This is a genomic window from Synechococcus sp. Nb3U1, assembly GCF_021533835.1.
Taxonomy (GTDB): domain Bacteria; phylum Cyanobacteriota; class Cyanobacteriia; order Thermostichales; family Thermostichaceae; genus Thermostichus.
On record NZ_JAKFYQ010000001.1, the window covers coordinates 499,213 to 515,219 of the forward strand.

The 16,007-nt window shown below is 56.4% G+C and carries 18 protein-coding genes; 8 read left to right on the forward strand and 10 right to left on the reverse strand.

The window, feature by feature from the left end:
* Positions 1–70 precede the first annotated feature (70 nt).
* From L1047_RS02340 to thrB, 3 genes are all read left to right on the forward strand, one after another.
* Positions 71–625 (forward strand): phycobiliprotein lyase, encoded by a 555-nt coding sequence (locus L1047_RS02340; protein WP_235277101.1) that lies wholly within the window; start codon positions 71–73, stop codon positions 623–625.
* Between the two features lie 16 nt (positions 626–641).
* Positions 642–1,160 (forward strand): tetratricopeptide repeat protein, encoded by a 519-nt coding sequence (locus tag L1047_RS02345; protein WP_235277102.1) that lies wholly within the window; start codon positions 642–644, stop codon positions 1,158–1,160.
* Positions 1,161–1,242: 82 nt separating this feature from the next.
* Complete coding sequence (thrB, locus tag L1047_RS02350) at positions 1,243–2,181, forward strand: homoserine kinase (protein WP_235277105.1); 939 nt, start codon at positions 1,243–1,245, stop codon at positions 2,179–2,181.
* Positions 2,182–2,235: 54 nt separating this feature from the next.
* Here thrB and L1047_RS16625 read toward each other — a convergent pair whose 3' ends face one another.
* The 3 genes from L1047_RS16625 to eda are packed head-to-tail and all read right to left on the reverse strand — an operon-like array spanning position 2,236 to position 4,046.
* Positions 2,236–2,814 carry a diacylglycerol kinase gene (locus L1047_RS16625; protein WP_328286020.1) on the reverse strand — a complete coding sequence of 193 codons (579 nt, stop codon included), beginning with the start codon at positions 2,812–2,814 and terminating at the stop codon, positions 2,236–2,238.
* Positions 2,804–3,289: an rRNA maturation RNase YbeY gene (gene ybeY / locus L1047_RS02360; protein WP_235277107.1), complete on the reverse strand. Its 486-nt coding sequence runs from the start codon at positions 3,287–3,289 to the stop codon at positions 2,804–2,806. The genes L1047_RS16625 and ybeY overlap by 11 nt, the downstream gene beginning before the upstream one ends.
* Before the next feature lie 46 nt (positions 3,290–3,335).
* Positions 3,336–4,046, reverse strand: coding sequence for a bifunctional 4-hydroxy-2-oxoglutarate aldolase/2-dehydro-3-deoxy-phosphogluconate aldolase (gene eda, locus L1047_RS02365; RefSeq protein WP_235277109.1), 711 nt, complete (start codon positions 4,044–4,046; stop codon positions 3,336–3,338).
* Positions 4,047–4,133: 87 nt separating this feature from the next.
* Between eda and L1047_RS02370 the strand changes: the two genes are divergently transcribed.
* Positions 4,134–5,294, forward strand: a complete 1,161-nt coding sequence (locus L1047_RS02370) for a murein hydrolase activator EnvC family protein (RefSeq protein ID WP_235277111.1) — start codon at positions 4,134–4,136, stop codon at positions 5,292–5,294.
* 3 nt (positions 5,295–5,297) lie between these two features.
* On the opposite strand, the gene L1047_RS02375 is transcribed toward L1047_RS02370, so the two are convergent.
* Positions 5,298–5,951 (reverse strand): ABC transporter ATP-binding protein, encoded by a 654-nt coding sequence (locus L1047_RS02375; protein WP_235277112.1) that lies wholly within the window; start codon positions 5,949–5,951, stop codon positions 5,298–5,300.
* Positions 5,952–6,015: 64 nt separating this feature from the next.
* A complete protein-coding gene (locus L1047_RS02380) occupies positions 6,016–6,264 on the reverse strand; it encodes a hypothetical protein (protein ID WP_235277113.1) in 249 nt (82 codons plus the stop codon).
* 125 nt (positions 6,265–6,389) lie between these two features.
* On the opposite strand from L1047_RS02380, the gene L1047_RS02385 reads away from it, so the two are divergent.
* The 3 genes from L1047_RS02385 (at position 6,390) to L1047_RS02395 (ending at position 7,860) form a co-directional block, all read left to right on the forward strand.
* Positions 6,390–6,890 carry a low molecular weight protein-tyrosine-phosphatase gene (locus tag L1047_RS02385; RefSeq protein ID WP_235277114.1) on the forward strand — a complete coding sequence of 167 codons (501 nt, stop codon included), beginning with the start codon at positions 6,390–6,392 and terminating at the stop codon, positions 6,888–6,890.
* A 223-nt stretch (positions 6,891–7,113) separates the two neighbouring features.
* On the forward strand, positions 7,114–7,440 hold the full coding sequence (locus L1047_RS02390; RefSeq protein WP_235277115.1) for a DUF5684 domain-containing protein: 327 nt from the start codon (positions 7,114–7,116) through the stop codon (positions 7,438–7,440).
* Positions 7,441–7,449: 9 nt separating this feature from the next.
* Positions 7,450–7,860, forward strand: coding sequence for a hypothetical protein (locus L1047_RS02395; RefSeq protein ID WP_235277116.1), 411 nt, complete (start codon positions 7,450–7,452; stop codon positions 7,858–7,860).
* A gap of 137 nt (positions 7,861–7,997) precedes the next feature.
* On the opposite strand, the gene nuoK is transcribed toward L1047_RS02395, so the two are convergent.
* The 5 genes from nuoK to ftsY form a co-directional block, all read right to left on the reverse strand.
* On the reverse strand, positions 7,998–8,306 hold the full coding sequence (gene nuoK / locus L1047_RS02400) for an NADH-quinone oxidoreductase subunit NuoK (RefSeq protein WP_443081674.1): 309 nt from the start codon (positions 8,304–8,306) through the stop codon (positions 7,998–8,000).
* 66 nt (positions 8,307–8,372) lie between these two features.
* The gene (locus L1047_RS02405) at positions 8,373–8,981 is read right to left on the reverse strand and encodes an NADH-quinone oxidoreductase subunit J (protein ID WP_235277118.1); all 609 of its coding nucleotides are present in this window, start codon (positions 8,979–8,981) and stop codon (positions 8,373–8,375) included.
* A 274-nt stretch (positions 8,982–9,255) separates the two neighbouring features.
* Positions 9,256–11,013 carry an ArnT family glycosyltransferase gene (locus tag L1047_RS02410; RefSeq protein ID WP_235277120.1) on the reverse strand — a complete coding sequence of 586 codons (1,758 nt, stop codon included), beginning with the start codon at positions 11,011–11,013 and terminating at the stop codon, positions 9,256–9,258.
* A gap of 83 nt (positions 11,014–11,096) precedes the next feature.
* Entirely contained in the window at positions 11,097–12,806 is a 1,710-nt protein-coding gene (locus L1047_RS02415) for a DUF2254 family protein (protein ID WP_235277122.1), read from the reverse strand.
* Positions 12,807–12,843: 37 nt separating this feature from the next.
* Complete coding sequence (gene ftsY, locus L1047_RS02420) at positions 12,844–14,400, reverse strand: signal recognition particle-docking protein FtsY (RefSeq protein WP_235277124.1); 1,557 nt, start codon at positions 14,398–14,400, stop codon at positions 12,844–12,846.
* Between the two features lie 415 nt (positions 14,401–14,815).
* Between ftsY and ruvB the strand changes: the two genes are divergently transcribed.
* Complete coding sequence (ruvB, locus tag L1047_RS02425) at positions 14,816–15,994, forward strand: Holliday junction branch migration DNA helicase RuvB (protein ID WP_328286021.1); 1,179 nt, start codon at positions 14,816–14,818, stop codon at positions 15,992–15,994.
* Positions 15,995–16,007 lie beyond the last annotated feature (13 nt).

Here is a 16,007-nt window from a genome sequence, read left to right on the forward strand (position 1 = left end):
ATACAGATTTTGCGCGGCCTTGGGCGACTGTTTAGCCAAACGATGACCTTATCCTGCAAATGAACCTCGCATGAAGCCTCTTGAGCAATTTCACTATTTCTTCAACTGCTGCATTGGTGCCTGGAGCACAGAGCGAACCTACCATCACCTGACTCGCGGCGAGGTAGAGCGATCCCGCACCGAGTTCACTATCCGCACTCTGACCCCTGACCTTAAGCATAAGGTTCTCGCCGACAACCAGTACCCCAACCACAGTGTGGATGGATTTTTGGGCTTTCACCTCGCCTTCGAGACCGTCTCTGAAACCGGAGAAGAGGTGGCGCAGGAGCTAAACATGCTATTCGTGCCGCAGCAGGAAAACCTGGCGGGCCTAGAGGGAGACTATCTGCGGGATCGAGCCTATGAAGAAGATCGACCGATTGTTGCCACCTTTCGCTTTGATCCTGGATCCCTGCAATTGAGCATGACCACCACCTACACCCGTGTCGTTGCCGTAGACACCATTACCCTGCTCAATCCGCGGCTGCGCTTGCGGCAGATTCTCACCTATCAGCGTCCCGAGGCAGGCCAACCTCTGCAAGATCTGATCTTGGTGGGGTTTGGGGTAGAACAGAAGCTGACCTAACTTCCGGATCCGTGGAGTGAGCCCTTTCGAAGACCTGAGATTGCCCCAGCATTTGGCCCTGATCCAGTCAGGGTTCGAGCAAGGCCAGTATCGCCAAGTGTTGGAGCAGGTGCGGCAGGCCCAAAGTCGCTATCCGCATTCGGGCAAGCTACGGCTCTGGCAGGCCTTGGCCCAGGAAGCCCTCGGACAAACTCAGGAGGCGATCCTGTTGGCTCAAACCCTAGTGCGCCATCCTGACCCAGAGGTGGCTCAGCAGGCTCGCTATATCCTGGGCATTTGGCAGGCCCCCCGGTTGCGACGTCCGCCGGAATGGCTGAGCGAAATCCCTGATCTCAGCCAATTGGAGGATGCCGAACCACCGGAACACCGCCTAGCCTATCGACAGCCTCAACGCAAAAGCACCCGCTCAAGTCCTGCCGCTGACGCTACGGATGTCTCCAGCTCCAGCGGAGCTGATCGCTTTGATACTAAACTTGTTTGGATATTAATCGGGATCCTCTCGGCGTTACTGGCTGGCCTGGCCTGGTTGCCTTGACTCTGCGGGTTGTCCCTAGGGCGAAAGGGATCCCAGCTCGTGGGCAATTGGGTTGCCCGCCGTTTTCTAAGGAGTTGACCCTTTGGTAAAAGAGCAAGTACAGGTGATCGTCCCGGCTACCACCGCCAACTTGGGGCCAGGCTTCGATTGCATCGGTGCAGCCTTGGATCTCCACAATCGCTTCCAATTCCGTGAGATCCCTTCTGGCCTCAGCATTCACTATCGCGGCGGCGACCACGTCAGCCAGAGCAAAGATAACCTCGTCTACCGAGCCTTCAGCCGTGCCTTTGAGTTGCTGAGCAAACCCGTGCCGGGGGTAGAAATTGAGATCACCCTGAACGTGCCCCTCTCCCGTGGGTTGGGCAGCTCTGCTACCGCCATTGTTGGGGGGTTGCTGGGAGCCAATGCCATCGGGGGGCTCAACCTAGCTCCGGAAACCCTTCTGCAACTGGCCATCGCCCTCGAAGGCCATCCAGACAATGTGGTACCTGCTCTGCAGGGCAGTTGTCAGTTGTGTGTGCAGGGGCAGCAAGGGCAATGGGTGTTTTGCCCGATCGAGTGGCACGAGAGCATTGGCCTCTTGGCGGTGGTGCCCAATTTTAAGCTCTCCACCCAAGCCGCCCGCGAGATTCTGCCCAAATCGGTGAGCATGGCGGATGCGGTGTTTTCTAGCAGCCACCTTGGTCTGTTGATTCGCAGTTTGCAGTTGGGCCGTGTGGACTGGCTGAAAGTAGCCCTGCAGGATCGCCTGCACCAACCGGCTCGTTTGGAATTGATCACCGGGTTCAAAACCGTCCAAGCCGCCGCACAGGCTGCTGGAGCCTACGGGGTGGTGATCAGTGGAGCGGGCCCTACTCTTTTGGCCCTCTGTGCCCCCGACGATCGGGAACGGGTGGGATCTGCCATGGTCAGTGCCTGGCGGCAACTGGATATTGAATCGGAGGCTAAGTTGCTCAACCTAGATCGGCAGGGCGGACGGGTCTTAGCAGTTTCCAGCTCAGATGAGCCGACCATTTTCTAAATTTTCTAAAATTGGTTGGTAAGAATTGGAGTGAAGATAAAGCTACTCTGCGAGTTACTCCACCGTCCCCAAGCCATTCTGTACCAGCAGCAACAAAGGGGGCAGAAACAGCCAAGCCGCTACCAATAGCGCCGCCGCTGCCACAATCAACACTGCCCCTGCCGCACAGTCTTTGGCGATCGCCGCCAGCAGATGATATTTGTTGCCCAACGTCAGATCCACCACCGCTTCTAGGGCGGTATTCACCAGCTCGAGGGCCATCACCAACCCCGTCGCCAAACTGATCAGGGCCATTTCCACCGCACTTAGCTTCAGGCCAAAGCCCAGCGCAAAAGCCACCGCCGCCACAGCAAGATGAATGCGGAAGTTCCGTTGGGTGCGGACGGCATAGGCCAAGCCTTTGCCCGCAAAGTAGAAACTTTTGCCCAGGTTCGTCGCCACCCGCCAGGAGGGAGGTCGTTGCCAGGGATCCGTTGTCGGAGGCTGGGCATCCCCTGAAGGATCTGCCGCAGATGGAGGAGTAGGAGCCACAACAGCCGGGCTGGAATACACTCCACGCCGCCGGAACGCCACCAACCGAGAGCGCTCAAGTAGCCGCAGACGTTGGGGAGAACGGCTAGAGCTACTGGCCATGCGTCACCTCCGAGCCCAGTTGGATCGCCGAGAGTAGCTGCCGTTGTTGCTGCATCATGCGCTGTAGGGACAGTTCATCTGGGTGATCCCACCCCAGCAGGTGGAGCAACCCGTGGGTAGCCAACCAAGCCAGCTCATCCGAGAGACGGTGTCCCTGAGCTTTGGCCTGCAGGCGAGCGGTTTGAACCGAAATGACGATATCCCCCAGCAGCCGTACCCCCGACACTTCACGGATCCCGACCGGGGCTAGCATCTCCTGAGCGGCAAAAGCCAACACATCAGTGGGCTCATCGATTTGGCGAAACTCCCGGTTGAGCTCGCGGATGTGATCGTCTGAGGTGAGGCAAAGGCTCAGTTCACACGGGATCGTCACCCCCAGTTCCCGCAACCAAATCTCAAACCAATCACACCAGGTGGCTTCTTCAATTGGACTCGGGATATTGAACTGTAGGTACAGATCCAGGAATCCATCCATGCGGGCCTCACTCCACACCGATACGCCCCCTATTCTAGTGGGTAGGTCAGGTTAGGCCAGATTTCTGCGGAAATTGCCGCATTTGTATCAGCGGTACGAGAGCTTGACGAATACGATTTTCCAGCTTTTGTCCATCAGACACTGTATCCAAATACGCTTCTGGTGGGAATAAGTCTCCAGCAATTCCCACTGCCCATGCCCCGGCCCGTAGGTATTCCAATCCATTGGCCAGGGTTACCCCCCCTGTTGGGATCAGGGGCAGGGATCCCAACGGTTGCCGCAGATGGCGAATATAGCGGAATCCCCCCAGGCTCTCCACCGGGAACACCTTCACCGCTGTTGCCCCCGCCCGCCAAGCTGACCCAATTTCTGTCGGGGTGAGGGCCCCCGGCACGATGGGTAACCCTACCTCCTGCGCCCAGCGGATGACCTGCTCATCGGCAAAGGGAGAGACACAAAACTGTGCCCCCGCCTGCCAAGCCTGCTTGGCCATGTGTTGATGCAAAACCGTACCGACCCCGATCCAGCACTGGGGATGGTGTTGTCGCAACTCCGCAATCAACTGCAAGTACTGGGGAACTTGGGTGGTGATTTCAATGTGTTGAATCCCGGCTTGGATGGCCACCGTCGCCTGTTGGGTGGCCTGAGCCAAACTCTCTTGGGCACGAATCACCCCGATCAAAGGCTGCTGCCACAACTGGAGCAACCAAGGGTGGGTCAAACGGTCATCCAGGCTGGGTTCAGGACAAGCAAACATCACAATCCGATATCGGGAGAGGGCAGCTCAGGTGAGTTTTGGTAGGATAAGCCCTGTGGTTGTGGGGAAAGGTGGGGCTTGAATCGCGTGGCACGAAGCCTAAGGGCGTGGATGGTATTCGGGTTGCTCACCCTACTGCTGGTGGCAGGTCTGGGGATGGTAGCGCCATCGCAAGCCCAGAATGTCAACCAACTGCAACAACGGCAGCAGCAGATCCAGCAACAGATCCAAGGTAACCAACGCCGCCTAGAGGAACTGCGCCAAGCTGAACAGGAAGCCCGCCGCCGCATGGGATCCCTGCAGCAAAACATCCAACAAACGGAATCCAGCCTTCGGGATAACCAGTATCGCCTGGAACAAGCCCAAAAAGCACTGGAGCAGGCCCAAAAGGATCTGGAGGATTTAGAGGATCGCCTAAAACGGCAACAACAGGGTACGGCTGCCCGGTTGCGCTATATGCAGCGGCAGGGGGCTGAACATTGGTGGGCTTTGTTACTGAGTAGCCGAGATTTGAACGAGTTTTTCGACCGCCGTCACCAACTGCAACTGTTGATCGAAGCGGATCGGCAATTGATCCAAGAACTTCAGGTCACCGCCACCGAGGTGGATCAACAACGCATCGCCCTAGAGGTGCAGCGCAATGAGATTTCCCTGATTTTGCAGGAGCTGGCGGCCCAGAAAAATCAGTTGCAGCAGCAGGCCGCCACCCAAGAACAACTGGTTGGGCGCTTGGCCAATGAGCGAGCTTCTTTTGAGGCGGCACAGCGGCGTTTGGAAGCCGATTCGCAACAACTGACGGGGTTGATCCAGCAACTGATCGCCCAGCAATCGCAACAGCGGGGCGGCGGGGATCCGGTGCAGGGCACAGGCCGCTTGGTGGCTCCGGTGGGGGGGCCGATCACCAGTCCTTTTGGCTGGCGGGTTCACCCCATCTATCGCACCCGCCGCTTCCATGCGGGTATCGACTTTGGGGTGCCTACCGGAACGCCCGTACGAGCAGCAGATCGAGGTACGGTCATTTATGCCGGCTGGTACGGCGGCTACGGCAATACCGTGATCATCAATCATGGCGGTGGTATCACCACCCTCTACGCCCACAACAGCCGCGTGGCCGTTGGCGTCGGGCAATCGGTGCAGCGGGGACAAACCATCGCTGCCGCGGGCTCAACCGGGCTTTCCACTGGCCCCCATGTCCACTTCGAGGTGCGCCGCAACGGCCAGCCCGTGGATCCCCGCCGTTATTTATGATTTTTACGATTTGTGAAGCAGGGCATCCGCCTGGAGAGGCTGCAGGGATCCTGCCTGTAAAGTCCATCGCACATCGGCAATCTGGGACAGCTCCTCCGGGTCATGGGAAACCACTAGCACCGTCCACATCGATTTCAGCCGCGCCAACAGCTCGATCAACTGCCGCCGTACCGACCAATCCAACCCTGCCGTCGGCTCATCCAGTAGCAACAAAAATGGGCTGCGGATCAGCTGCACCGCCAGGGCCAACCGCCGCTGTTGCCCACCACTCAAATGGTTGGGGGAACCGCGCAACGGGATCCCTTCCAACCCTACCTGCTTGAGGGCATTTTCGATCTCTTTTTCCCGCAACTCTGGGTGGCCAAAGCGCATTTCATCCAAGAGGGTGAGACCACAAAAATGTCGTTCCGGGAACTGAAACACCAATCCGGCCATACCTCGCAATTGGGTGGGTAACAGATTCACCCCTTCCCAGACAATCTGTCCTTGGGTGGGGCGCGCCAACCCGGCCAAAATTTCCAGCAGGGTGCTCTTACCCGCCCCACTTTTGCCGACGATTAATCCCAACTGGTTTAATCCCAACTGGAAGGAAAGATCCTTCAAAATCGGTTGGGACGCGGCTGCCGGATGATAGGAAAGGTTCTGGACTTGCAGCATGACGGGCTGAAGGGGGGAGGCTGTCGTTATTCTGGCAGGACTCCGCCCAAAAACCTATTGCTGATTACAGCCACTCCTCCAACCGCCCCAACTGATCCCGAAAACCATGGGTGAGTTCTCGGTACCAATCCCGCAGTTCGAGTTGATCCACAGCACGCCGCAATGCCTCCTGAGAACGCTGGATCGGTCGCAGGGCTGTAGGCGGGATCCCTTCTTGGGCCGCAACTTGCTCAAACAGAGCCAGTTCCGTTTGCACGTAGAGAATCAGATTGGCCACATCCTGGGGGTGCGGGTAGGGGGTGGAATCGGGCATTGGGGAGAGAGACCAGCAGCAACACTAGTTCCATTCTGACCAGGGATCCACCCGATGGTTGTTATCCACCTCAGGGGAGAAGGCTGGTAAGGTAAGGAGGGATTTTTTGCTGCTCTGGAGGTTGCATGAGCCAGAAGCTACTCTTCGTCTGTCTGGGTAATATTTGTCGCTCCCCCACTGCCGAAGGGATCACCGATCACCTCCTGCGCAGCAGCGGGATCCCGGACGCGATTCTCTGTGACTCCGCCGGTACCGGCGCCTATCATGCCGGCAGCCCCCCGGATCGGCGCATGCGCCAGGCTGCCCAACGCTATGGGCTGGATCTGCGAGGTGAGGCCCGCCAAATTCGCCCGACGGATTTGCGGGAGTTCGATTTGATCCTGGCGATGGATCGGCAAAATTATCGAGACATTCTCAGTCTGGATCCACAGGGCAAATACGCCGAGAAAGTGCGCTTGATGTGCAGTTATTGTCGTTCTCATCCTGACGAAGAAGTTCCGGATCCCTACTATGGAGGAGAAGAGGGCTTTCACTACGTGATCGAGTTGCTCTGGGATGCCTGTATTGGCCTGTTGGAATCTTTGGTGCCGGGGGTGAATCTGCCTCCCTTGCCTCCCCGCGTCTGAACCTTTCGCTGGGATCCCTTTCGTGATTTAATTTTGTAATTTATTTTAATGAATTATCTCTGGGCAAAGGGATCCCTTTTGGTTAATTTTGGGGTTGGGATGGGTGATCCTAGGGTTCATAGTTCATAGCTTGTGAAAATTGTGAAAAGCCTCTGAGAAACTGGGATCCCCCAGGCTTCTTGCTGTTTCAGTAAACTGATAAATTTTCGGGGAATTAAAATTCATGGATGAATCTTTATCTGGTCTGATTTCAATCGCTTTTTACGTCTTTTTTAGCTACACCTTGATGGTGATTGGGCAAAAATTGAGTGTGCCGAACGCTTGGTTAGCCTGGATCCCGATTGCCAATATTTGGGTGATGTGTCGAGCTGCGGGCAAGCCGGGTTGGTGGGTGATCCTCTTTTTCATCCCCTTGGTGAATTTGATCTTTGCCATCTGGGTGATCTTTGCCATCCCGCCCCGCCTGAACAAATCCCGCTGGTTGGGACTGCTCGTTTTCCTGCCGGTTTTGGGAGCTTTGGCCTATTCCGGCATCTTGGCCTTTACCTAACCCAAAATCATGGAACGACCTGCCAGCGTCACCCTCATTGCGCTCATTCAAATGCTGTTTGCTGGGTTAACCCTGTTGGTCAGTTTGTTCGGGGTGATGGCCGGAGCTGTGGTGGGGGGGCTGGCCGCCTCCGGTGGAGATACGATCTTCGGGATAGTGCTGGGTAGTTTGGTAACTTTTATTTTTCTGCTCAGCCTGGCTTACGGCTTTCTCGGAATTGTCTTCTCCGTTGGGTTATTGCAACTTAGGGGCTGGGGATGGCTGGGATCTTTGGTGATGCAGGCGCTGGGTTTGGGGTTTGGACTGCTACAGTTTCTCGGAGGTGTAGGAGGCGGCATGTCTCTGGGAAGTATTCTTATCAGTGGCATCATCGTATACGTGCTGCTGCTGCCTGAGGTGAAACGCGCTTTTGGCCGATAGGAAAGAGGGGAAAAGTATTCCGATCCTCCAAGCGATCGAGGTTATCTGTAATCAATTTCAGATTCAGATTAGGAAATGACCGCTAAATAATTTCTACCTGTAGAGATTTCTATCTGCAGAGACAGTAGTGTTCGGCTCTACCACTTGAGCAGGTTAAAACTCTCCATATCGATGGTGGCTCGATTGCGGTAAATTCCCAATACAATCGCCAAGCCCACCGCCGCTTCTGCAGCTGCCACCGTAATCACGAACACCGAAAACACCTGCCCACGAATCATGCCCGAGTCAAGAAAGTTGGAGAAGGCAATAAAATTCAGGTTCACCGCGTTCAACATCAACTCAATGGACATCAACACCCGAATCGCATTGCGGCTCACGATCAACCCATAAATGCCAATGCAAAAGAGAGTGGCCGCCACCAACAGAAAAAATTGCAGCTGCAACATCAACATACTCCTCAAAGGTCGTGCGTGTAACAAGTGAGTTTGAATTTCCAGGGATCCGAGAAACGCTCAACGGGTGCTCACCAATTCTGGTTCTGACTCGCTGCCCGATTCAATCTGCGGTCTGGCCCGCTCTAGTAGGCTCAAATCCCCTTCTCCCATCTGCGGGAGGGCAAATTCTCGACGTGCCAAAACAATTGCCCCAATCAACGCCATCAACAGCAGCACCGAGGCCAACTCGAAAGGCAGTAGATAATCGCTGAAGAAGTGCCCACCCATCACCAAAACGCTGCTCAGGGATTGGATCGGTTGCAATTCCCAGGGAGTATCAAAGGCCATCGCTGCCAAAAGGGCAAACAGCCCTAAACACACCACTGCTGTCACGCCATTGCGCAGCCAGCCCAGTTTCAGAGGGGCAAAGTTGTAGCGCCGATTCACCAACATAATAGCGAACAGGATCAGCACGTTCACGGCACCGACGTAGATGAGTACCTGTGCTGCCGCAACAAAATCGGCATTCAGGAGAAGGTATAGCCCGGCCATGCTGAGGAAAACTCCCCCGAGCAGAAAACCCGAGTAGACGATACTGGGGGCCCAAACGACTCCCAGGGCAAACCCGATAGCCATCAGCGATAACACTGCGAACGTGACCAGTTGTGCGCCTTCTGCAAGGGTCATGGAAGATTCGTCCTTTCGATGCTTGTCTCTCTATACACTGTACTGTCCGATTGGATTTAGGAGAAGCACAACTCCCTTTTCCGACCGATAGAGGAATCTCTAAAACCGATAGAGAAATCTCTAGGTTGTGGAGCCCTCCAACCCGATGACTATACAGCTTTTTCCAGTACCTCGGGCCCTTGATCCCCTACAGTCCATACGGGCTAATTGGGCTAATTCCTGATCTGGCCGGGATTCCAGGTCGCCTCAGATATAAAGCCTATAAAGTATAAAGTTATAAAGTCGGGAAAAAGGCATCCCTGATACTCTCTTCTACCGGCCCAACAGGCTGATCCGGTCTGGGGCCAAGACGGCGCATCAGTTGCCAGCCCTCCACCTCCGCCAAGGGTTGTAACCCCAAAGCCGCAAGCTCCACCTGGTTGGACTCCGTCCCGCTGACGCGACCAGCTTGCACCGGCGATACCCAAAGGTGGGATCCATGTTCCCCTTGCACCAGAGCCTGATCATCCACCCAAACACCAGGATTGGGCGTATAGAAGGCAACCGCTTGAGCCTGACAAACATCCGGCAAGCCACTCCGCCCAATATCCACCACGGTCTCTTGGGATCCCGGCAGCATCTGATCCCAGTCCATTTGGGCAAAAGCGGGGTTGAAATTGCCGAAATCGGGCCGCAACACGATGGTGCTCAGGGTGAGGATCCCGGCGGACAACAGGGATCCCATCCACAACCTGCCCGCGTAGTGCAGCACCCGCCGCCAACTCCAGATCCCCGGCAAGAGGGTGTACAAGATGCCAGTCCCCAGCAACGGCCAAGCATGGGGTTGCAAGAGGGCTAACCCCTCCACCTCCAGCATCACCGCCACCCCTAGGCCCAGAAGCAACAGCCCCACCGCCGCCAGTCCCCAAGAGAGGATCCCGGTCAAGCGGGGCTGCTCTCGCATCTGCAGGGCTTGGTCTAGGGTTACTCCGGCCAAGAGTGCCAACCAGGGGTAGAGCTGCACGGTGTAGTAGGGGGTTTTGGTGGGATAAACCTGCAATAACAACAACAGCAGCAGCGGGAAAGACCAGATCAGTAGGGTTGGCCCTGGCTTCTGCCGCACCAGCAGCACTCCCCCCAACGGGGCCAAAATCGTCCAGGGAAAGCCATGGGCCGGAATATGCCAGAAGTAGTACAAACCCGTGGCATCGGCATGAAAGGGTTCAGCTCCCAAATCCTGCACTTTGCCCACCAAGGTGGTGAGGGCCTCTAAGCCGTACACCTGCACCGCCAAGCCCAACCACAGCCCGAAAACCCCCACCCCCAGCAAGCTTGCCAGCCAAAACTGCGCCGACCCCACCCAATGGCGCCGTTGCTGTACCAAGTAGGGGATCAGGGCCGCCCCTGGCAACAGGATCATGGCGCTCTTCATCAGCAGACCTAAGCCAAAGGCCAGCCCCGTCAGCCAAAACCAGGCTTTATGGCCCCGCAAGCCGTTGACCAGAGCCAAGATCCCGATCAACTCCAGACAGGTGAGGGGCACATCCTGACCCACCAGCCGCCCCTGCTGTACCCAGAGGTAACACAAGGGCAAGGCAACCATACCCAAAACGGCTGCCCGTACCGGCAGGAAGAAGCGTCCAATCCAGCCGATGAGCGGGATCGAGATCAAGGCGGAGAGGATCCCTGGCAGCCGTGCCGCCCACTCGTTCACCCCATGCAGGGCAAAGCTAATGGCTACCGCCCAGGTCAGGAGGGGCGGTTTTTCGAAAAAAGGCTCCCCCAAAAAGGTTGGCCCCAACCAATGGCCCCCCCGCAGCAGCTCGCGGGCCATCTGGGCATAAAAGCTCTCATCGCAGCCATCCAAACTGGGATCCGCCCCAGACAGAAAAAATAGGGGTGTGGCCAAACCCATGATCAGCAGGCTCAGGCCCAAAAACGGCAGCAAGTGGGGATCCCGACGAAACTGCATGAAATCGCTGGATCCCGGCAGGTAACCCATCCCCAAGCGGGGAGAAGCACCGAGATTGCTTGGGTTCTCGAAATGACGCATGGGACAACCCATCTGAACAGCAACGAGGGAAACGATTGTGCCTCCCACTCTAGGCCCTAGAGGTTGAACCCTTGCCGTTGGTGTTACGGAAGCTCTAGGGATCCCTGCCCGCTAGGATACAGTGGCTCCTGCCCAGCATTCATCTGCGGGGAGAACACCGGAAACCAGCCAAAGAACTGGTCGGCATAGGGTTGCAGAACGGGATCCAAATAGTAAAAATTCTCCCCCCGATCCGTAAACTCCCAAAACTCAGCCGTGGTGGATTGTAGCTCCTGGCGAATAATTTGCAGGCGTACCAGCGGCTCATGGTGCATATCCAGGTAGATCAACTTGGCCAGATCTTCCCGTCCACAACTCAAAAAATAGGCGGCCAGACGTACCTGGGTTTTGCGGATCCCACGCAGTGTACTTTCCTGTTGCTCGCTTTCTGGATCTTGATCCAGACGTAGCAAGACCTGCAAAATCGCTTCTGTGGTTTCCAACCGCAAGGCACAGCTCAGTTGCGCCAGTAGCCCCAGATCAAAGCCAAAGGTTTCTGAAAGGAAAAAGAGGCCTGCTTTGTAGGCGATGAGGCTGTAGTAGCGAAAGTGGCCCACGATCTCCAGAACCAGAGCAGAGTGATGTTGTCGTAGCGCTGCCTCAGCCACCATGCGGTACTGCTTGAGCAAGTTGTAGCCTGTGCGAATATCTTGGGTGTTGATCACCGCCCGCAGATAGGTGTTGAAAAATTTGATCACCCATCCGGCTACCATCAGTTTTTGAGTTTGTAAAGCCCGAATCCCCAGCTCCCGGCTGTGAATGGCCACCAGGGTGCTCACCTGGCGCATACCATTCAGCCCTTCCCCAAACAAGGCTTGATACTGCCGCAGGATCTTCAGCTCCACCCAGGATCCCTCCATTTCGATCTGCCGCAGCAGCCCCTCGTCCACCGAGACAAAATCCGGATCCCGGCGCAGCGCTGGACTGAGGAGAAACCAGTTGCGGGGCAATTGCTCTTTGCGGGCGGCATAGAACAACCAGAAGGCCTTGAGGCTGTCCAGAGCATCTAAAAGGATGATCCCCTCCTGCTGGCGGATGGCGCTGGTGGCGATGCCTTTAATTTCATCCAGGGCAGATAGACAGCGCTGATGGGCAAGTGAGGATTTGGACTGTGGGGATCCCTCAGAGGCGTGCTCTTGTCGAGAAGAACGACACCACTCAGGCCCAGAGGCAAGGGCAGATAAGACCGCCTGCTGCACCTGTTGCTCAATGCGATGGATAATCGAGGCGGGTTGCAAGAAATTAAAGACAAAATTGAAATAGGGGATCAACACCAAAAACGAGGCCGTGCCCAGCACCAAATTCAGCCCAATCAGCAACGCCGGACGCTCATAAATGCTCAGAGCCATGGAACTCCACAAACTGACCACATTGGCCAGAATCAGAAAAAAGATGATGTAGAAGTTCACCTTCTCCCGCAGAAATAATTCCGTCACCTTGGGGGTAAAGCGATCGGCGCTCAGTTGCACTACAATTGCCACCACCGAGATGGTGAAGCCCAGCACCCCCGACAGCACCTGGGCCAAGGTGGCCACAAATTCGTGCAAAGCGCCTGTATCCTGAATCTGCAAGGACTCCGTCCCGCTAACGCGAACGGCCAGATCCACTCCCCCCTGCACCAACCACCGCCCGCCCAACGCCAAAAACAAACCGGCTCCCACCACCCAAGCACTCCAGGTTAAGGTTCGCAGTGTCCGGATGGGCAGAGCATGCCCTGGGGAAGCCTGGGGAGACAAAGTAGGAGCGGTGGGCATCTCCTTCACGGGCCGTTCTCCGAAGTGAGGGGGTGCCTCAATACTCGCTCAAGAGCGCCTCCACAAACTCGTAACTGGAAAAGGGGCGCAGATCTTCTAGTCCCTCCCCAGCGCCAATAAAGCGAATGGGTAGATGCATCTGTTGGGTGATGGCCAGAGCGATCCCCCCTTTGGCGGTGCTATCCAGCTTGGTTAGGATCACCCCGCTCAGCTTGGCGGCCTCGGCAAACACTTGGGCTTGGCGCAACCCATTTTGCCCCTGCGTAGCATCCAAGACCAGCAGCCCTTCTACCGTTGCCTCGGGGGCTTTTTTGTCGATGATGCGGCGAATCTTGGCCAGCTCATCCATCAGGTTCTTTTTGTTTTGCAAACGACCGGCCGTATCCACCAGCAATAACTCTGTGCCCCTGGCCTGGGCTGCTGTCACTGCATCAAACACCACCGCTGCCGGATCGGTGTTCTGGCCAGGATTGGCGATCACCTCAACACCAGCTCGTTCTCCCCAAACCTTGAGTTGTTCCACGGCGGCGGCCCGGAAGGTATCGGCGGCAGCGATCAGGCATTTGTAGCCGGATCCCTGGGCAACATGGGCGATCTTACCGATGGTGGTGGTTTTGCCCGCCCCATTCACCCCGACGATAAGCCACACATTCAAATGATCCCGTTGCGGCGCAAAGGTGGGATCCCCGACGCTGAGCATCTGCCGCATCTGCTGTTTCAGGTATTTCACCGCTTCTTCCGGGGGCAACACCTCCTCGCGCATCCGTTTTTGCAGGGCTTGGATGATCCGCTCGGTGGCATCAATGCCTACATCCGCCTGCAGCAATACCATCTCAATTTCTTCAACGGCATCCTGGTCAATGGGGCCACGGCCCACCAGGGCTTTTAGTTGGTTAATCAAGTTCAGGCGGGTTTTGCCCAGCCCTTGCCGCAGCTTTTGCAGCCAGGAGATTTCTTCGGCAGAGATTTCCTCCGGTCTGCGCCCTTGGGCCGCCAGGATCTCTGCAGACCAGCGGAAGCCTTCGTCAAAAACAAGTTCTTCTGAAGGAGCTTCTGCCGGAGAAGAAAGGGTGGCGGCAACAGGTTCCGGCTCAGCTATGGCGCTAGCTTCTAGGGCCTCCAGACGTTTTACCGCACGAGGGGCTAGATCGAAAAAGGAAGGAGCAGCAACCGATTGGACAGGGGCAGATACGGACTCCGTCCCACTGGCGTGAACAGCGGGTATCTCCTCCGCTGCTGGAGTGGCGGGCTGGGAGGATCCCTCCGGGATAGATACGGGAGGGGCGGGGGACTCGCGCTTGATTTCTGAGGGGGTAGGGGTCGGCTCCGCCGTCTCGACGGTTTGGGACGGGGTAGGCACCTCTGGGGGGAACTGACGAGCCGGGGCAGCTTGAGAGGTTTCCCGGGCTTTTAAGTTGGCATAAGCTGCTTTGGCAAAAGCGAGGTAGTCCTCCGGGGTGGTTTCAGGGGGTGAAGGGTTTGGGGTGGCCGATGGTGTTGGTGCCGACTGACCCGCGGCCTCAGTCGGCTTTTCCAAGCCAGCTTCTGGCTCATTTTGTTCGGTGAAGCGGCGACGAAACCAATCAAAGGCCATAATCCAAAATCCAGCCTGACTGCAACAGATGAGCGCAAACCCCTGTCTTTGAATCATAGGGGCAAGTGAAGTCTAGCGCGGTTTTAACCGCCTTAAGCAATACAAGCAATAGACAGGCCTGCTAAATAGCGGGCTGCTGTATAAGGCTTGCCCGAGGCAAGAATTCAAAATTCAACAACAATGTCAAGGATGGCATTCTTGTCCACATTGCGGCACAGAACCCGACCGGGATACGAATGCAGCAATTCTCATCAAGACGGTGAGTTTGGGCATTGCCTCACTCAAAAACGCTCAACTGAGTCAAGCTCGGAAGAAAAACCCTTGCTGTACTAGGCGGTCAGCGTCGGGAGTATGTCACAGTGTGGCAGTAGCCTTAGGTATTGGGGCTATTTTAGGTTGGGTTGGTGAAGATTGCATGGCCATTATTTCCTCACGAGATGCTGATCACCCGCAACGGGGCACAAAACAAGGGAAGGCTCGAAGAGCGTCTTTAGACGCCAACGCAGACTCCCAATACTCCAAACAACAAAGCATCTCTGCCTCCGATTCTTTGGTGCTGGCGGCTGGAAATGCCCCCAAAACCGGTGAGGACTTGTTGCAGCCCCAAGCCCACCCTGCCGAAGGGCCAGAGGAATCCCTACGTCCCCGCACTCTTGCGGAGTACATTGGCCAAACGGAACTTAAGGAAGTGTTGGCCATCGTGATCGCGGCGGCCCGTTCCCGCCAAGAACCCTTGGATCACATGCTGTTCTACGGCCCACCCGGCCTGGGCAAAACCACAGTGGCGGCAGCTTTGGCGGCTGAAATGGGATCCCAGTTTTACATGACCACTGCCCCGGCCCTAGAAAGCCCCCGCGACATTGCCGGTTACCTGGTGCGTCTGAAGCGGGGGGATGTGCTCTTTATTGACGAAATTCACCGTCTGCCCAAAGTCACGGAAGAGTTGCTCTATCCGGCCATGGAGGATTTTCGCCTCGATATCACCATTGGTAAAGGCCGTTCCGCCCGCATGACCTCTCTGACCTTGGAGCGTTTCACCTTGGTGGGGGCTACCACCCGCGTTGGGGCGCTCACTTCTCCATTACGGGATCGCTTTGGCCAGGTGCAACGGCTACGCTTTTATGAGCCTCACGAGTTGGTGCAGATTGTTCTGCGCACCGCCCGCCTTTTGAATACCACCATTGATCCCGAAGGGGCTGCCGAGATTGCTCAGCGCTCCCGAGGGACACCGCGTATTGCCAACCGCTTGTTCAAACGGGTGCGAGATTATGCCCAGGTGCGAGGGGATGGCCACATTAGCCAAGCTGTTGCCGCCGCCGCCCTAGAATTGTTCCATGTAGATCCGATGGGACTAGATTGGACGGATCGCAAATTGTTAACCATGCTCGTGGAGCAATTTGGGGGTGGGCCTGTGGGGTTGGATACGATGGCAGCGGTCACCGGTGAGGATCCCCAGACGATTGAGGAAGTGTACGAGCCTTACCTGCTACAAATCGGCTATTTACAACGCACCGCCCGGGGGCGGGTGATCACTCCTGCTGCACTACGGCACCTGGGCTACGAAGCTCAATCTCCCCTGCCTCTGTGGAGCTGAGGAGTTCAGGATC